We start from the raw sequence: 14,448 nt of genomic DNA, 5'->3' as shown, positions 1-14,448 counted from the left end.
GAAAGGGTTGCCTCAGTGCTCGTGGTGGTACGACCGGCCTGAGGCCGGCGCATTCGAGCCCGGGACAACGCTTCGTGAAGTAGTTGCATCTCGGCGACTCCGTCCAGAACGTTCAGCATCGTGGTCAGCTCTCTCGTCGCCGGCGTGACACCGGCGTGGGTGGGTTGGATCGGGTGCATGTCAGGCCGCCAGCCGGACCGTGGTGCGCGACTCGGACAGCCCACTGGCCGCCAGTCGTGCCTCGGCCTCGACCCGGAGCGCCGCGTCGCGGGCGAGGTCCTCCTTGCGCGGACGGCCACGGGGCCGCTTGCGCGGGACGACCGCGCCACGCTCGAAGATCTCGCCGCCCCAGACGCCCCAGGGCTCGGCCCGCTCCACCGCCCCGGCCAGGCACTCGACGCGCAGCGGGCAGTCCCCGCAGAGCGACTTGGCCAGCTCGAGCTCGGCGGGCGAGTCGGAGAACCACAGGTCGGGGTCGAACTTCCGGCAGGGCAGGTTCGCCTCCACCTCGACGCTCACGTCGAGCGGGGCCAACGCCAGACTCATCGCCCGGTCACCTCTCTCTCACTTCGATCTCGTGGATCGCATTTCCGACGTACTTGACGGGCAAAAAACTGAGGCCGCGGATCCCGGTAGCGGGTTCCGCGGCCTCGAGGTGAGCCGTTGGTCTGAGGATCAGACCGGTCTACCTCGAGGTGGAACTCCGCGGACGTCCATGTGACGCTTGACAGCATCGACGCCCTTGCCCGTGAAGCCACTGGTCCCCTGGATTCCGTTCGGCGCGGTGGCGAGAATCAGCTCGGCCTGAGTCTCGACCCGGTGCACCTGGGAAACCGACGGTCGCGCAGCGGCGAGGGCCACCCGGACAGCCGACAGCGGAGCGACGGCAGCGGGCAGCGCCGCCGGACGCTCGCAGATGTTGATGCTCTCCATTGGGGCCACCTCCTCTGACGTTCACTCGTGCCGATACGGTCTCTACCCCTCGTGAGCAGCCCGAATGGCGCCGCTCGCGAGGTGTGCCATGAGGCTATTCCTCGCCACGGGGCGAGGGCAAACGAATTTACGGCGAGATTTCGAAAGTTTTCTCCGGGCAGACGTCGTCGACCGCCGCGCCCGCCACCAGCGCCAGCACCGCCTCCCCGTAGAGGCCGAGTTTCCGGGGCCCGATGCCGGCGATGGCGATCAGCTCCTCCGCCCGGCCGGGGCGCCGCTCCGCGAGCGCGACCAGAGTGGCGTCGGTGAAGACCACATAGGCCGGTACCCGCTGCCCGCCGGCCACCCGCTGGCGCCACTCGCGCAGCCGTTCGTGCAGCTCCTCGTCGATGTCCGAGGGGCAGGTGGGGCAGCGCCCGAGCTTGCGGTCCGGCCCGGCGAGCAGGGTGGCGCCGCAGATCCGGCAGGAGACGATCTGGGTCCGGCGACGCTCCGGCCGGCGCGCCGCCGGCGCGGCCCCGGCCCGCTCCGCCCCGCCGGAGCGGTCGAGCTGCGGCAGGAACCGCGAGGGCCGCCGGGCCCGCCCGCCCGGGGATCGGGCCGAGGCGTACGACAGCCAGAGCCACTCCCTCGCCCGGGTGACGCCGACGTAGAGCAGCCGACGCTCCTCCTCGACCTGTTCGACGGTCTTGGCGTACGTGGTGGGCAGGGTGCCCTCGGAGAGGCCGACCAGGAAGACCGCGTCCCACTCCAGACCCTTGGCGGAGTGCAGCGAGGCCAGGGTCACCCCGTCGACCGTCGGCACGTGCTGTGCGGCGGCCCGGCGGGCCAGTTCGTCGTTGAAGTCGGCCAGGGTGACCGGGCGCTCGACCGAGGCGGCGGGCCCGATCGGCAGCACCTGCGGCGTGGCCGCGTACTCCTCGGCGAGCTGCACCAGCGCGGCGAGCGCCTCCCACCGCTCGCGGGCCGCGCCGCCGGCCGGGGCGGCGTCGGGGGCCCAGCCGACCGCGGTGAGCGCCTCCACCACGGCGGCGGGCAGCGGGGTCTCCCCCGGGATCGACCGCGTGGCGGCCCGTAGGGCGACCATCGCCTGCCGGACCTCGGCCCGCTCGAAGAACCGCTCCGCCCCCTGCACCACGTACGGCACCTGCGCCTCGGTCAGCGCCTTCTCGTACGCCTCGGACTGCGCGTTGGTCCGGAACAGCACGGCGATCTCCTTCGCCGGGGTGCCGGCGTCGACCAGGGCGCGGCAGCGGGCGGCCACCGCGTTGGCCTCGGCCGGCTCGTCGGTGAAGATCCGCAGCTCCGGTTCGGGGCCGGGCGGGCGCTGGCCGACCAGTTCCAGGCGCAGCCGGGCCTCGGCGCCCCGCGCCTGGGAGATCACCGCGTTGGCCAGCCCGACGACCTGCGGGGTGGAGCGGTAGTCGCGGACCAGCCGGACCACCGTCGCGCCCCGGTACCGGCGCGGGAAGTCGACCAGGTACGACGAGGTGGCCCCGGTGAACGAGTAGATCGTCTGGCTGGCGTCGCCGACCACCGTCAGGTCGTCCCGCCCGCCCAGCCACGCCTGGAGCAGCCGCTGCTGGAGGGGGTTGACGTCCTGGTACTCGTCGACGACGAAGTGCCGGTACTGGGCGCGGACCTGCTCGCCGACGTCCCGGTGCTCCTCGATGCCCCAGACCGCGGCGCGCAGCATGTCCTCGAAGTCGATCACCCCGTTGGACCGCTTGAGCCGCTCGTACGCCGCGAAGACCTCGGCGACCCGGGCCGGCTCGTGCGGGGTGTCCCGCATCGCCTTCGCCGCCGCGACGACGTACTCCCCCGGTTCCACCAGTGACGACTTCGCCCACTCGATCTCGCCGGCGAGGTCCCGGGCCGCCGCCCGGTCGGTGCGCAGGCCGGCCTTGGCCGCGGCGAGGGTGACCAGCCGGACCTTGCTGTCCAGCAGCTCGGGCATGGCCCGCCCCGCCAGCAGCCGGGGCGCGAAGTAGCGCACCTGGCGCAGGGCCGCCGCGTGGAAGGTGCGCGCCTGGACGCCGCCCACCCCGAGCGCGGTGAGCCGGGCGCGCATCTCGGCGGCCGCGCGGGCCGTGAAGGTCACCGCGAGCACGTGCCGGGCGGAGATCTCCCCGGAGAGCGCCCGGTGGGCGATCCGGGAGGTGACCGCGCGGGTCTTGCCGGTGCCGGCGCCGGCCAGGATGCAGACCGGGCCGGCGGGGGCGGTCACCGCCGACCGCTGCTCCGGGTCGAGCCCGGCGAGCACGCGTTCGGATGCTGAGTGAACCACCACAGCGAGGAATTGTCTCAGCTCCGCCGGACGTTGCAGCGGTTAGCCTGGGCTTGATCGGCAAGCCGCCACGCGGACCGTTGGAGGACCTGACCATGCTGACGATGTATTCGACCCCCTGGTGCGGCTACTGCCACCGGCTGAAGTCGCAGCTCGACCGGGAGGGCATCGGCTACGAGGTGGTCGACATCGAGCAGGACACGAAGGCCGCGGAGTTCGTGATGAGCGTCAACGGCGGCAACCAGACCGTCCCGACGCTGCGTTTCGCCGACGGCAGCGCCCTGACCAACCCCTCGATCACCCAGGTCAAGCAGCACCTGGCCACGATCGACGCCTGACCCGCCGCACCACCGCCGACGAGCGGCCGCCCACCCGGGCCGGCCGCTCGTCGCGTCCTCCGCGTCGACCCGGCGACGGCGTCGCGGCAGGGGCCACCCGACGCGCCGACCGGCGCGGGCGCCAGGGGCGCTGCCGGCGGCGCGGCCCTCAGCGCGCCGGGCCCGGTGGGATCGTGCCGACCACCTCCTGGCCCGCGACGTCGACCGGGTCGACGGCGGCGGGCACCCCGGCGGGCCGGCGTTGGGCGGGGATCCGGACGGGCGGCGGCGGGCTGAGCGTGCGGCCGTGCCAGAGGAAGCCGCCGGCGAGCAGGGTGGCCACCCCGATCAGGGCGAACAGGACGCGGTAGTCCAGCACCCCGACGAGCAGCGCCCCCGCGCCGATCGAGAGCGCCTGCGGGCCGCTGACCACGGCCTCCGAGGCCGCGGCGACCCGGCCGAGCAGCGCCTGCGGGGTGCGCCGCTGGATCAGCGTGTGCAACCCGACCATGGTCAGCGGCAGCGACACCCCGGCCAGCAGCACCGCGACGAAGCCGAGCCAGAGGTTCGGGTACACCAGCGCCAGCGAGGCCGGCCCGAAGAACGCCACCCCGGCGGCGAGCGTGCCCACCTCGCCGGCGCGGCGCACCACGGCTGGGGAGAGCAGCCCGCCGACCAGTCCGCCGATGCCCTGAACGGTGACCAGCACGCCGACGAACGCGGCGTCCCGGCGCAGCCCCTGGTCGACGTACGCGAAGATCAACGACTCGCTGAAGCCCATGGCCAACGAGCCCAGCCCGTAGCCGAGCAGCGCCCGGCGCAGCGCCGGCTCCCCGGCCAGGTGTCGCAGCCCGGCGCCCACCTCGGCCGGCCAGCGCAGCCCGGGTCCGGTGGGCGGCGTCTCCGTCGTGCGGATCAGGCCCACCACGACGGCCGCCGACAGGAAGCCGACCATCCCGATCACGGCCAGCATCCAGCCGCCGACGGCGGCGTAGAGCCCGGCGCCGGCCAGCGGGCCGATCAGCCGCAGCCCCTGGCGCACGGTCTGGAGCACCCCGTTCGCCTCGGCCAGCAGTTCCACCGGCACGAGCTGGCGGATCAGGCCGCTGAGCACCGCGCTGAGGGTGATGTACGACAGGCCGTACAGGGCCGCCACCACGTAGATGATCCACACGTCGGTCCGGTCCCGCACCACGAGGAGCGGGGTGAGCAGCACGGCCGTCACCAGGTTCGCCGCCACGAAGAACGGGCGCCGGGGGTAGCGGTCGACGATCCACCCCACCAGCGGGGCCAGGGTCATCGGGGCGATGACCGCGAAGATGGTGGCGCCGGCCAGCCCGTCCGACCCGGTCAGGTCCTTCACCCAGATGGCGAGGGCCAGCAACAGGATCGACTCGGCGGCCATGCTGGCGAGCAGGCCGCCGAAGAGCAGGCGGAAATCCGGGCGGCGCAGGACGGTGCGCATGGGGGTCCCTCCGGCGGGGGTGGTGCGCGGCGTGGCGCGGTCTGGGGTGGTGCGGTCGTGCCGACGGCGTCGTACCGGACGCCGTGCCCTTCCACGGTCCTCTTTTCTTCGAGACACGCCCCCGCCGGGACCTCCGGCGGGAGGCGCGCCGTCCATACTGACCGTGGGGGGCGAATTTCATACAGTTACCGTCGCGTCTGCGGCGGTCCACGGGAAAAGAGGACGTCGTGCCTCCTGCCTCACCCAGCCCGATCCTGCGCCGCCGCAGGTTGGGCACCGAGCTGCGCCGGCTGCGCGAGGCCGCGGGCCTCACGGGAGACCAGGTCATCGAGCGGATCGGCTGGGCGTCCGCGTCCAAGTTGTCCCGGCTGGAGAACGGCCGCAGCCGCCCGGACCCGGAGGACGTCCGCGTGCTGCTGGACCTCTACGGCGCCGACGAGGCGCTGCGCCGGGAGCTCCTCGGCATCACCCAGGAGGCCGGCGACATCCGCGGCTGGCTGCGGAACTACCCGGTGATGACCCAGCAGCAGCGCAGCTTCGCCGAGCTGGAGGCGGGCTGCGCGGAGATCTCGGAATACAACCCGGTCCTGGTGCCGGGCCTGCTCCAGACGCCGGACTACGCGTCGGTACGGATCGCCTCGGCCCGGCGGGTCGACGAGGAGGCCGGCGACCCTGAGGCCGGTGAGGACATCGACACCGAGGTGCGGGCCCGGCTGGCCCGCCAGTCGCTGCTCACCCGCGCGACCGACGCGCCCCGCTACACGGCGGTGCTGGAGGAGGCGGCGCTCGGCGGCCGGACCGGGCCGCCGGAGGTGCTGCGCGCGCAGCTCGTGCAGCTCTGCGAACTGGCGATGCTGCCGAACGTCACGCTGCACGTGCTGCCGCGCGACACCCAGATCGGCGACTGGTACCTCCCGCCGACCGCGTTCTCGGTCTACCGGTTCGCCGATCCGCTCGATCCGGAGACGCTGGCGATCGAAGGGGGGTTCACCGACGTCATGTCCACCGAGGTAAACGCCCTAAATCGCTATAAAGTGGTGTTCGAGTGGCTATGCACGGCGGCGCTCTCCGAATCGGACACCCTCTCCTGGCTGATCGAGGCGACGGGGCGGCTGCCCGGCACGGCGACCGCGTCCACGGTGGCGTACGGGCCGGCAACGGCGCCGACCCAACGCCGCCGGCATTCCGGGCGCCTGACGGAGCGGTGATCACGGGGGCCCACCGTCGGGTCGTGCGGCGCCACTCGTTCCATCGGAGCAGTTCACCTCAGGAGTGGCACGATGAACGAGATCCGCAACACGCCGTCCGTACTCGCCCAGCTCGAGCACGCCCCGTGGCGTAAGAGCACGCGCAGCCAGACCTCGAACTGCGTCGAGGTCGCACCACTGAGGACCGGGCCGGCCGCGGTGGCCCTGCGGGACAGCAAGGACCAGGGCGGTCCGGTGCTGCTGTTCAACCGGGCGGGCTGGCTGGGCTTCATCGCCGGTGCGAAGAACGGACAGTTCGATCTGAACTGATCCGTCGATCGTCGCGGGGCCGCCGGCAGCCTGCCGGCGGCCCCGCCGCGTCTGCGCCGTTCCACCCCGCCGACCAGGCATCCGCTGATCGGACGAGCCTCCAAACCAATCGTCGCGTTTCACTTGATGAGACGACCACGCGGCGTAACATGACGACAGAGTGACGTGGAACTTCCACCCGTTCCCCACCCTCGCGATTCATCCGGAGACCCGCATGCGGTTCCTGATCGTTCGCACCGACATCCGCGCTGCCGCCGACGTCGACATCGCCGCCGCATGGGCGTGCGGTGGCCGACTGCGGGACGAGACCACCACGCCCGAGCCGCGCCGCCAGATCGTGCACGCCGAGGAGCGCGACGCCGCGCTGCTGCTGGCCCGGGCCCTCGCCACGGTCGGCGCGGTCCGCTCCGGAAAGCAACGGGTCAAGGTGCTCCCGCTCGACGAGCCGGGCCGCGCACTGCGGGCCGCACCCGACGACCGCGGCAGCTGACCCGCACCCAGACGTCCGTCGTGGTCGGACCGGCTCCCCCGCCGTGCTCCTTGCCCCAGCCGACCACGACGGGCCGTGCTCCCGGCCCGTGACCGTCGCGGCAACGGCGGCCACGGGCCGGGAGCGCACGGCCTCCCGCCCACCGGCACGCCCGCGCGCGGCGGGACCAGCTCAGCAGTGCCCGTCGAGCCAGCGGTGGATCAGGAAGAGCGCGATCGACGACGGCGGCGGCAGCACCAGCCGGGCCCCGCCGACCTCCACCGGCCGTCCCGCCAGCGCCGCGCCGATCTCCCGCCGGGAGAACCACCGGGCGTACGCGATCTCCGTCGGATCCACCTGCACCGGGTGCTCCGGATCCGCGGTGGCGAGGAAGCCGAGCATCAGCGAGCCGGGAAACGGCCACGCCTGGCTGCCCGCGTACGCGATGTCGTCGACCGGGACGCCGACCTCCTCCCGGACCTCGCGCAGCACCGCGGCCTCGGCCGACTCCCCCGGCTCGACGTAGCCCGCGAGGCAGGAGAACCGGCGCTCGCCGGCGGTGTGCGGCCAGGTGGCGTTGTTGCCGAGCAGGCACCGCCCGTCCAGACCCGGGACCCCGTCGTGCACCAGCACGATCATCGCGGGATCGGTACGCGGCCAGATCCGCTCACCGGCCGGGTCGACCCGGGACCAGCCGGCCTCGTCCACCTCGGTCGGGTGCCCGGTGGCCGACGAGTAGCGGTGCCGCAGGTGCCAGTTGACCAGCGCCAGCGCGGTGGTGAACAGCCCGGCGTCGCGGTCGCCGAGCAGGTGCCCGACCTCACGCAGGTGCGCCGCCCGGGCCCCCGACACCGCCGGCAGCGGGGCGTCCACGGCGAAGACCGGCACCCCGTCCGGCTCGACACCGAGGAACATCGGCGACGTCGGCCGGGGCAGCCCGGCCGGATCGACCAGCACCAGCGTCGGCGGCGACGTGTCCGTACGCACCAGCGCCCGGCCGCCGTCGGCGGAGTCGAGCACCAGCACCCGGGCCTGACTCCACGCCTGCGCCAGCCACTCGGGGTCGGTGCGCCGGTGGGCCGCCCGGTCCAGGGTGGAACGCGCCAACGGCGGCGCGGGCTCCCCGCTCACGGCCGTGCCGGCTCGGTGGTGACCGGGGCCAGCGCCGCCAGCTGCGGCCCGATCCGTTCGGCGTCGCCCAGCACCACGGTGACCGCCCGCGCCGGGGCGAGGTAGCGGGCCGCCGCCTCGGCCACGTCGGTCACGGTCGCCTTCGCCAGCCGGGCGGCGTGCTCGGCCAGGAACTCCAGGCGCAGCCCGCTGCCGGCGTACGCGCTGGTCAGCGAGGCGAGCCCGGCCTGGGTGGACATCCCGAGCTGAAGGGTGCCGAGGGCGTACTGGCGGGCCTGCTCCAGCTCGTCCTCGCGGGGCGGGAGGGTGGCCAGCCGGCCGAGTTCGTACGTCGTCTCCAGCAGCGCCGGCCCGGTGACCTCGGTGGCCACCTCGGCGGCGGCGACCAGCACCGACCCGGCCACCGAGTGCTCGACGAGCGAGTGCGGCCCGTACGTGTAGCCCTTGTCCTCGCGGATGTTCTCCACCCAGCGGGAGGAGAAGTAGCCGCCGAAGATCAGGTTGGCCAGTTGCAGCGCGGCGTGGTCGGGATGGGTGCGGGGCACCGCCGGCAGCGCCATCCGCAGCGAGGACTGCACCGATCCCGGCCGGTCGATCAGCAGCAGCGGCCCGGGCTCCAGCGGCGGGGCGGGCGGCAGCTCGGCGGTGTGCCCGGCGCCGTTCCACCCCGCCAGCGCCTTCTCGGCGGCGTCCAGCGCCCGGTCCGGCTGCACGTCGCCGACCAGCACCAGCACGGCGTCGGCGGGATGCACCCGCTGGGCGTGCAGGGTCCGCAGCACGCCCGGCCGGACCGCCCGGACCGCCTCCGGTTCGGGGGTCTGGACCGCGTACGGGTGGGTGCCGTAGACCCGCCGGAGCAGGGCGGTGCGGGCCAGGTGCGCCGGCTGGCTCCGCGCCACGTGGATCCGGTCCACCAGCCGGTCCCGTTCCGTGGCGACGTCGTCGTTCGGGTAGCTCGCGTCCGTCAGCACCTCGGCGAGGATCTCCAGCATCCGGTCCAGCCCGGTGACCAGCCCGGCGCCGGAGAGCATCAGCCGGTCCGGGTCGATCCCGGCGGAGAGCCCGCCGCCGACCTTCTGCAACTCGGCCGCGATCTGCACGCTCGACATGGTTTGCGTGCCGGAGAGCAGGGCCTGCGCGAGCATGGCGCCCCGGGCGAGGTGGGCGCGGCCGAACGGCATCCACAGCCGCACCTCCACCAGCGGCACCGCCGGCCGGCGTACGGCGATCACGGTCAGCCCGTTGCCCAGCGTGCGCTCGGCCTGCTTCGGCAGCTTGAGCCTGCGGTTGGGGCCGAGCGGCGGCAGCGCCCGGGGCGCGGCCGGTGCGGTTGCCGTCACCTGTTACCTCCGGGGATGACCTCGATGGACGCGCGGCGCTCGGGCCGCAGGGTGGCCGCAGCGGCGCGGATCCGCTCCTCGGTGACCTCGCCGACGAGCCGGGGCAGGTCGTTGAGCAGCCCCGGCTCGCCGCGCTGCTGCTCCAGCACGGCCATCTGCAACGCCCGGCCGAGCACCGCGTCGGTGTCGCGCAGCAGGTGGGTCGCCATCCGGGCCTGGGTGCGGGCCAGTTCGCCCTCGGCCACGCCGTCGGTGGCCAGTCGGTCCAGTTCCTCGTCGATGGTGCGCAGCACCTTGTCCACGTCCCCGCCGGGTGGCAGGTGCGCCTGGAGCAGCAGCGCCGTCGGGTCCCGCACGTCGAACGGGTCCCCCATGAAGCCGACGTAGCCGCCGAGGCTGGTCACCGCCCGGTCCCGCTGGACCAGCCGCTCGACCAGCCGGGACGCGTCGCCGTCGGTGAGCACCTCGGCCAGCACGACGTACGGCAGGTAGGCGGCGAAGTCGGTGATCGGGTCGGGCACCCGCCAGGCGCCGGCCACCGCCGGCAGCGGGGCCAGCTGGTCGGTGTACGAGGTGCGCCGCTCCCCGGTCAGGTCGGGCTCGGTGAAGTCGGGCCGTTCCGGGGCGGGACGCGCCGGAACGTCGCCGAAGTGCCGCTCGATCAGCGTGGTCGCCTCCGCGACGTCGATGTCGCCGCTGACCGCCAGCACCGCGTTGCCGCTCGCGTAGTAGCGGCGGAAGAAGTCGGCGGCGTCGGAGACGGTGGCCGACTCCAGGTCGACGAAGGAGCCGTAGCCGTCGTGCGCGTTCGGGAAGGTGTCGAACATGACCGGCGGCAGGGTCAGCCAGGGAAAGCCGCCGTACGGGCGGTTGAGCACGTTGACCCGGATCTCCTCCTTGACCACGTCGACCTGGTTGCGCAGGTTCTCCTCGGTCAGCCGGGGGCCGCGCATCCGGTCGGCCTCCAGGAACAGCGCCCGCTCCAGGGCGTTGCTCGGCAGGGTCTCGAAGTAGTCGGTGTAGTCCAGGTGGGTGGAGCCGTTGAAGGTGCCGCCCGCCCCCTGCACGTGCCGGAAGTGCGCCAGCTTCTCCAGGTTCTCGGAGCCCTGGAACATGAGGTGCTCGAAGAGGTGGGCGAAGCCGGTGCGCCCCTCGGGTTCGGAGCGGATGCCGACGTCGTAGACGACCGCCACCCCGATCACCGGGGCGCTGCGGTCGGGGGTCAGGACCACCCGCAGGCCGTTGTCGAGGGTGAACCGCTCGACCGGGTACTTCGTCGCTGGAATTCTCGATCTCCGCGCCGCCACGGGATCGACCCTAGCGCGTCGGCACCCCCGCCACCTGCGACCTCTCGCCAGCGGCCCCGACCGGCGCCCGGGCCGTGGCGCGCAGCCGCCCCGGCGGCCGGGGACGACGCGGGGAACACCTGCCGCAAAGCCCACCCAACCAATAGAGATTGCCGCTTTTGCCGGGACGACGATCCCGACATGCGGTTGGCCCTTGACGCCAGTTCACCGTCTGCCCCAGTCTTCCTACCAACTAAGTAGGAATACTGCGGATTGGATGGACGATGAGACGGCTCCCCATGCGTCGGTGGATCTCCCTGGCCACCCTCGCCGTCGTCGGCGTGGCGACCCTGGGCACCGCCGCCGCCTGCGGCGACGACAGCGAGGGCGCGGGCGGCGGCTCCGGCCCGACGACGCTGCGGCTCGGCTACTTCCCCAACATCACCCATGCCCCGGCCGTGGTCGGCGTGGAGAAGGGCATCTTCGCCGAGAAGCTCGGCGGCGACGTCAAGCTGGAGACGAAGACCTTCAACGCCGGTCCCGCCGCCATCGAGGCGATCTTCTCCGGCGCGCTCGACGCCACGTACATCGGGCCGAACCCGACCGTGAACGCCTTCTCGAAGTCGAAGGGCGAGGCCGTCCGGGTCATCTCCGGCGCGGCCTCCGGCGGCGTCGCGCTCGTCGTCAAACCCGAGATCACCTCGGTGGAACAGCTCCGGGGCCGCAAGATCGCCACCCCGCAGCTGGGCAACACCCAGGACGTGGCCATCCGCCACTGGCTCAAGGAGAAGGGCCTCACGACGACCAAGGAGGGCGGCGGCGACGTCAAGATCATCCCGCAGGAGAACGCCCAGACGGTGGAGACGTTCAACAGCGGGGCCATCGACGGCGCCTGGGTGCCCGAGCCGTTCGTGTCCCGGCTGGTCAACGCCGGCGGCAAGGTGCTCGTCGACGAGCGCGACCTCTGGCCGGACCGCAAGTTCGTCATCACCAACCTGATCGTCAGCACCAGGTTCCTCAAGGCCCACCCCGACGTGGTGAAGAAGCTGGTCGAGGGCCAGGTGGCCGCGAACGAGTTCGTCAACGGCAGGCCGGACGAGGCGCACCAGGCCATCTCCGACCACATCGGGAAGATCAGCGGCAAGCCGCTCGACCTCAAGCTGATCAAGCAGGCCTGGCCGACGCTGGAGTTCACCAACGACCCGATCGCCTCGTCGCTGAAGACCGGGCTCGACCACGCCGTCGCGGTCGGGCTGACCCAGCCGGTGAGCCTCGACGGCCTCTACGACCTCACCCACCTCAACGAGGTGCTCAAGGACCAGGGCAGGCCCGAGGTCGGCCAACCATGACGTCGACCACGACGACGCCACGCAGCGCGACCGGCTCGGTCGCACTGCACGGCGTCTCCAAGGTGTACGGGCGCGGGCCCAACGCCGTCGTCGCCCTGGACGGGGTCTCCCTCGACGTCGCGCCCGGCGAGTTCGTCTGCCTGGTCGGGGCCTCCGGCTGCGGCAAGAGCACCCTGCTCAACCTGGTCGCCGGCCTCGACCGGACCAGCGGCGGGCGGGTCACCCTCGACGAGGGCGTCGAGCCGGGACTGATGTTCCAGGAGCCCGCCCTCTTCCCCTGGCTGACCGTCGAGGGCAACGTCGAGGTGCCGCTGAAGCTGCGCGGGCTGCCCCGGGCCGCGCGGCGGGACCGGGTCGCCGGGCTGCTCGGCACGGTGCACCTGGCCGACTTCGGCCGCAAGCGCCCGCACGAGCTGTCCGGCGGCATGCGCCAACGGGTGGCGCTGGCCCGCACCCTCGCCCTGGACACGCCGGTGCTGCTGATGGACGAGCCGTTCGGCGCGCTGGACGCGATGACCCGGGACATCCTGCACGACGAGCTGGAACGGATCTGGACCGAGCGGCGGCTCACCGTGCTCTTCGTGACGCACAACGTCCGCGAGGCGGCCCGGCTCGCCGACCGGATCATCCTGCTCTCCAGCCGGCCCGGCCGGATCATCTGGTCCACTCCGGTCGACGTGCCCCGGCCGCGCCGCATCGACTCCCCCGAGGTCGCCGCGATCGCCGCCGAGGTCACCGGCCGCCTGCGTACGGAGGTGGGCCGCCATGGCCGGTGACACCCTCGCCGTCGTCCCGCGTACCGACGCGGAGATCTCCGGGCTGGACGCCCTGGAGCTGGCCGGTCGGGAGAACAGCCGCACCCGGGCCAGCCGGCTCTGGGCGGCGAGCTGGCCGAAGCTGGCCGCCCTCGCCCTCGCCGTCGGCGCCTGGCAGGTCGTGGTCTGGACCGGCTGGAAACCCGAGTACTCGTTGCCGGGCCCGGTGGCAGTGGGGCAGGAGCTGCTCCGGCAGGTCAGCGGCGTTCAGCTCTGGGAGGGGCTGGTCACCACCCTGCGCCGGGCCGCCCTCGGCTACCTCTTCTCGGTCGCCGTCGGCCTGCTGCTCGGCCTCGCGGTGGCCCGGTCGCGGATCCTGCGGGCCGCGATCGGCTCGATGATCACCGCGTTGCAGACGATGCCGTCGATCGCCTGGTTCCCGCTGGCGATCCTGCTGTTCGAGCTGAGCGAGAAGGCCATCTTCTTCGTGGTGGTGCTCGGCGCCGCGCCGTCCATCGCCAACGGCGTGATCGCCGGCGTGGACTACGTGCCGCCGCTGCTGCTGCGCGCCGGCCGCAACCTCGGCGCCCGGGGACTGAACCTGTACCGGTACGTCATCGCGCCGGCCGCGCTGCCGGCCATCGTGGCCGGTCTCAAGCAGGGCTGGGCGTTCTCCTGGCGCAGCCTGATGGCCGGCGAGCTGATCGTGGTCGGCATCTCGCAGACCTCGCTGGGCGCGCAGCTGACCTACTCGCGGGAACTCTCCGACTCACCCTGGCTGATCTCCACGATGATCGTGATCCTGCTGCTGGGCCTGGTGGTCGACGCCGCGTTCGGGGCGGCGGACAAGGCGATCCGGCGTCGGTGGGGCGTGCTGGAGCAGGCGGGTCAGTGACGTGTACGTCTCCGCGCGCAGTGACTACGCGCTCCGGGCCATGCTCGCCGTCGCCGCCACGACCCGGGTCGGCGGCGGCGGGCTGGTCAAGGCGGGGACGCTGGCCGACAGCCAGGGCATCCCGCTGAGCTTTCTCCAGGGCATCCTGGTCGACCTGCACCGGGCCGGTCTGCTGGTGAGTCACCGGGGCACCGAGGGCGGGTACGCCCTGGCCCGCCCCGCGGTGGAGATCAGCGTCGGCGACGTGCTCCGCGCGATCGGCGGCTCCCTGACGACCGTCCGCGGGCTGCCGGCCGAGCGGGCCGGCTACGCGGGTGTGGCGACCGGCCTGCGGGACGTCTGGCTGGCCGTCCACGGCGCGATCGCCCTGGTGGTCGACCGGACCACCCTCGCCGACCTGCTGGGGGCGGAAAACTCTCCGGCCGGTGCCGGGGAGACCCGCGCCCGCTGACCGCGCACCGGCTCGTCCGGCCGACGGGCAGCCGGGGCCCCGGTGACGGTCAGCCGACGGTGGCCACCGGCCGCTCCGTCGGGCTGCGAAGCTCGACCGGAGCGGCCGGCGCGGCCCCGTCCGGGGTGGCGTGCCACGGCGTGAACACCGCGACCACGGCGAGCAGCAGCCCGGCCAGCGCCACCGCGAGCACCAGCAACAGTTCCCGCGCCGCGCCCGAGCCGGCGTCGCCCACCATGGTCACCCCTCCCAC

16 protein-coding genes are annotated in these 14,448 nt (G+C 73.4%); 8 read left to right on the top strand and 8 right to left on the bottom strand.

Annotated elements, in window-relative coordinates; translation table 11 throughout:
• Window positions 1-180 precede the first annotated feature (180 nt).
• The 3 genes from ACFHW0_RS05880 to ACFHW0_RS05870 all read right to left on the bottom strand — a co-directional run bounded on the left by ACFHW0_RS05880 (window position 181) and on the right by ACFHW0_RS05870 (window position 3,223).
• Window positions 181-546 carry a WhiB family transcriptional regulator gene (locus ACFHW0_RS05880; RefSeq protein ID WP_088998544.1) on the bottom strand — a complete coding sequence of 122 codons (366 nt, stop codon included), beginning with the start codon at window positions 544-546 and terminating at the stop codon, window positions 181-183.
• A gap of 129 nt (window positions 547-675) precedes the next feature.
• Complete coding sequence (locus ACFHW0_RS05875) at window positions 676-933, bottom strand: hypothetical protein (protein WP_416605968.1); 258 nt, start codon at window positions 931-933, stop codon at window positions 676-678.
• Window positions 934-1,060: 127 nt separating this feature from the next.
• On the bottom strand, window positions 1,061-3,223 hold the full coding sequence (locus ACFHW0_RS05870; protein ID WP_416605967.1) for an ATP-dependent DNA helicase UvrD2: 2,163 nt from the start codon (window positions 3,221-3,223) through the stop codon (window positions 1,061-1,063).
• Between the two features lie 92 nt (window positions 3,224-3,315).
• Here ACFHW0_RS05870 and ACFHW0_RS05865 point away from each other — a divergent pair, with 92 nt between their 5' ends.
• Window positions 3,316-3,558, top strand: coding sequence for a mycoredoxin (locus ACFHW0_RS05865; RefSeq protein ID WP_121399716.1), 243 nt, complete (start codon window positions 3,316-3,318; stop codon window positions 3,556-3,558).
• Between the two features lie 148 nt (window positions 3,559-3,706).
• Here ACFHW0_RS05865 and ACFHW0_RS05860 read toward each other — a convergent pair whose 3' ends face one another.
• Window positions 3,707-5,002 (bottom strand): MFS transporter, encoded by a 1,296-nt coding sequence (locus ACFHW0_RS05860; RefSeq protein WP_416605966.1) that lies wholly within the window; start codon window positions 5,000-5,002, stop codon window positions 3,707-3,709.
• Window positions 5,003-5,229: 227 nt separating this feature from the next.
• Here ACFHW0_RS05860 and ACFHW0_RS05855 point away from each other — a divergent pair, with 227 nt between their 5' ends.
• From ACFHW0_RS05855 to ACFHW0_RS05845, 3 genes are all read left to right on the top strand, one after another.
• Window positions 5,230-6,210, top strand: coding sequence for a helix-turn-helix domain-containing protein (locus tag ACFHW0_RS05855; protein WP_416605964.1), 981 nt, complete (start codon window positions 5,230-5,232; stop codon window positions 6,208-6,210).
• 72 nt (window positions 6,211-6,282) lie between these two features.
• The gene (locus ACFHW0_RS05850) at window positions 6,283-6,519 is read left to right on the top strand and encodes a DUF397 domain-containing protein (RefSeq protein WP_416605962.1); all 237 of its coding nucleotides are present in this window, start codon (window positions 6,283-6,285) and stop codon (window positions 6,517-6,519) included.
• Between the two features lie 214 nt (window positions 6,520-6,733).
• Complete coding sequence (locus ACFHW0_RS05845) at window positions 6,734-7,009, top strand: hypothetical protein (RefSeq protein ID WP_416606148.1); 276 nt, start codon at window positions 6,734-6,736, stop codon at window positions 7,007-7,009.
• A gap of 171 nt (window positions 7,010-7,180) precedes the next feature.
• Here the strand turns inward: ACFHW0_RS05845 and nudC are convergent, their stop codons facing one another.
• Genes nudC through ACFHW0_RS05830 form a run of 3 tightly spaced genes read right to left on the bottom strand, consistent with a single transcriptional unit; the run spans window position 7,181 to window position 10,766 of the window.
• Window positions 7,181-8,119: an NAD(+) diphosphatase gene (gene nudC / locus ACFHW0_RS05840; RefSeq protein WP_416605961.1), complete on the bottom strand. Its 939-nt coding sequence runs from the start codon at window positions 8,117-8,119 to the stop codon at window positions 7,181-7,183.
• On the bottom strand, window positions 8,116-9,459 hold the full coding sequence (locus ACFHW0_RS05835) for a M16 family metallopeptidase (protein WP_416605960.1): 1,344 nt from the start codon (window positions 9,457-9,459) through the stop codon (window positions 8,116-8,118). The genes nudC and ACFHW0_RS05835 overlap by 4 nt, the downstream gene beginning before the upstream one ends.
• Window positions 9,456-10,766 carry a M16 family metallopeptidase gene (locus ACFHW0_RS05830; protein WP_416605959.1) on the bottom strand — a complete coding sequence of 437 codons (1,311 nt, stop codon included), beginning with the start codon at window positions 10,764-10,766 and terminating at the stop codon, window positions 9,456-9,458. The genes ACFHW0_RS05835 and ACFHW0_RS05830 overlap by 4 nt, the downstream gene beginning before the upstream one ends.
• Before the next feature lie 263 nt (window positions 10,767-11,029).
• Between ACFHW0_RS05830 and ACFHW0_RS05825 the strand changes: the two genes are divergently transcribed.
• The 4 genes from ACFHW0_RS05825 to ACFHW0_RS05810 are packed head-to-tail and all read left to right on the top strand — an operon-like array spanning window position 11,030 to window position 14,195.
• Window positions 11,030-12,094 (top strand): ABC transporter substrate-binding protein, encoded by a 1,065-nt coding sequence (locus ACFHW0_RS05825; RefSeq protein WP_416605958.1) that lies wholly within the window; start codon window positions 11,030-11,032, stop codon window positions 12,092-12,094.
• Window positions 12,091-12,870 carry an ABC transporter ATP-binding protein gene (locus ACFHW0_RS05820; protein ID WP_416605957.1) on the top strand — a complete coding sequence of 260 codons (780 nt, stop codon included), beginning with the start codon at window positions 12,091-12,093 and terminating at the stop codon, window positions 12,868-12,870. The genes ACFHW0_RS05825 and ACFHW0_RS05820 overlap by 4 nt, the downstream gene beginning before the upstream one ends.
• Entirely contained in the window at window positions 12,860-13,744 is an 885-nt protein-coding gene (locus tag ACFHW0_RS05815) for an ABC transporter permease (protein WP_416605956.1), read from the top strand. The genes ACFHW0_RS05820 and ACFHW0_RS05815 overlap by 11 nt, the downstream gene beginning before the upstream one ends.
• Before the next feature lies 1 nt (window position 13,745).
• The gene (locus ACFHW0_RS05810) at window positions 13,746-14,195 is read left to right on the top strand and encodes an RrF2 family transcriptional regulator (protein ID WP_416605954.1); all 450 of its coding nucleotides are present in this window, start codon (window positions 13,746-13,748) and stop codon (window positions 14,193-14,195) included.
• A gap of 49 nt (window positions 14,196-14,244) precedes the next feature.
• On the opposite strand, the gene ACFHW0_RS05805 is transcribed toward ACFHW0_RS05810, so the two are convergent.
• On the bottom strand, window positions 14,245-14,433 hold the full coding sequence (locus ACFHW0_RS05805; protein ID WP_416605953.1) for a hypothetical protein: 189 nt from the start codon (window positions 14,431-14,433) through the stop codon (window positions 14,245-14,247).
• Window positions 14,434-14,448: the final 15 nt, after the last annotated feature.

The sequence above is a fragment of the Micromonospora sp. LOL_025 genome, from assembly GCF_048060285.1.
GTDB lineage: Bacteria > Actinomycetota > Actinomycetes > Mycobacteriales > Micromonosporaceae > Micromonospora.
This window is presented reverse-complemented; position numbering and strand designations above follow the sequence as displayed.

Coding starts and splice junctions, on each gene's coding strand:
- ACFHW0_RS05880 (WP_088998544.1), bottom strand. CDS start 546: ATGAGTCTGGCGTTGGCCCCGCTCGACGTGAGCGTCGAGGTGGAGGCG.
- ACFHW0_RS05875 (WP_416605968.1), bottom strand. CDS start 933: ATGGAGAGCATCAACATCTGCGAGCGTCCGGCGGCGCTGCCCGCTGCC.
- ACFHW0_RS05865 (WP_121399716.1), top strand. CDS start 3,316: ATGCTGACGATGTATTCGACCCCCTGGTGCGGCTACTGCCACCGGCTG.
- ACFHW0_RS05860 (WP_416605966.1), bottom strand. CDS start 5,002: ATGCGCACCGTCCTGCGCCGCCCGGATTTCCGCCTGCTCTTCGGCGGC.
- ACFHW0_RS05850 (WP_416605962.1), top strand. CDS start 6,283: ATGAACGAGATCCGCAACACGCCGTCCGTACTCGCCCAGCTCGAGCAC.
- ACFHW0_RS05845 (WP_416606148.1), top strand. CDS start 6,734: ATGCGGTTCCTGATCGTTCGCACCGACATCCGCGCTGCCGCCGACGTC.
- ACFHW0_RS05825 (WP_416605958.1), top strand. CDS start 11,030: ATGAGACGGCTCCCCATGCGTCGGTGGATCTCCCTGGCCACCCTCGCC.
- ACFHW0_RS05820 (WP_416605957.1), top strand. CDS start 12,091: ATGACGTCGACCACGACGACGCCACGCAGCGCGACCGGCTCGGTCGCA.
- ACFHW0_RS05815 (WP_416605956.1), top strand. CDS start 12,860: ATGGCCGGTGACACCCTCGCCGTCGTCCCGCGTACCGACGCGGAGATC.
- ACFHW0_RS05805 (WP_416605953.1), bottom strand. CDS start 14,433: ATGGTGGGCGACGCCGGCTCGGGCGCGGCGCGGGAACTGTTGCTGGTG.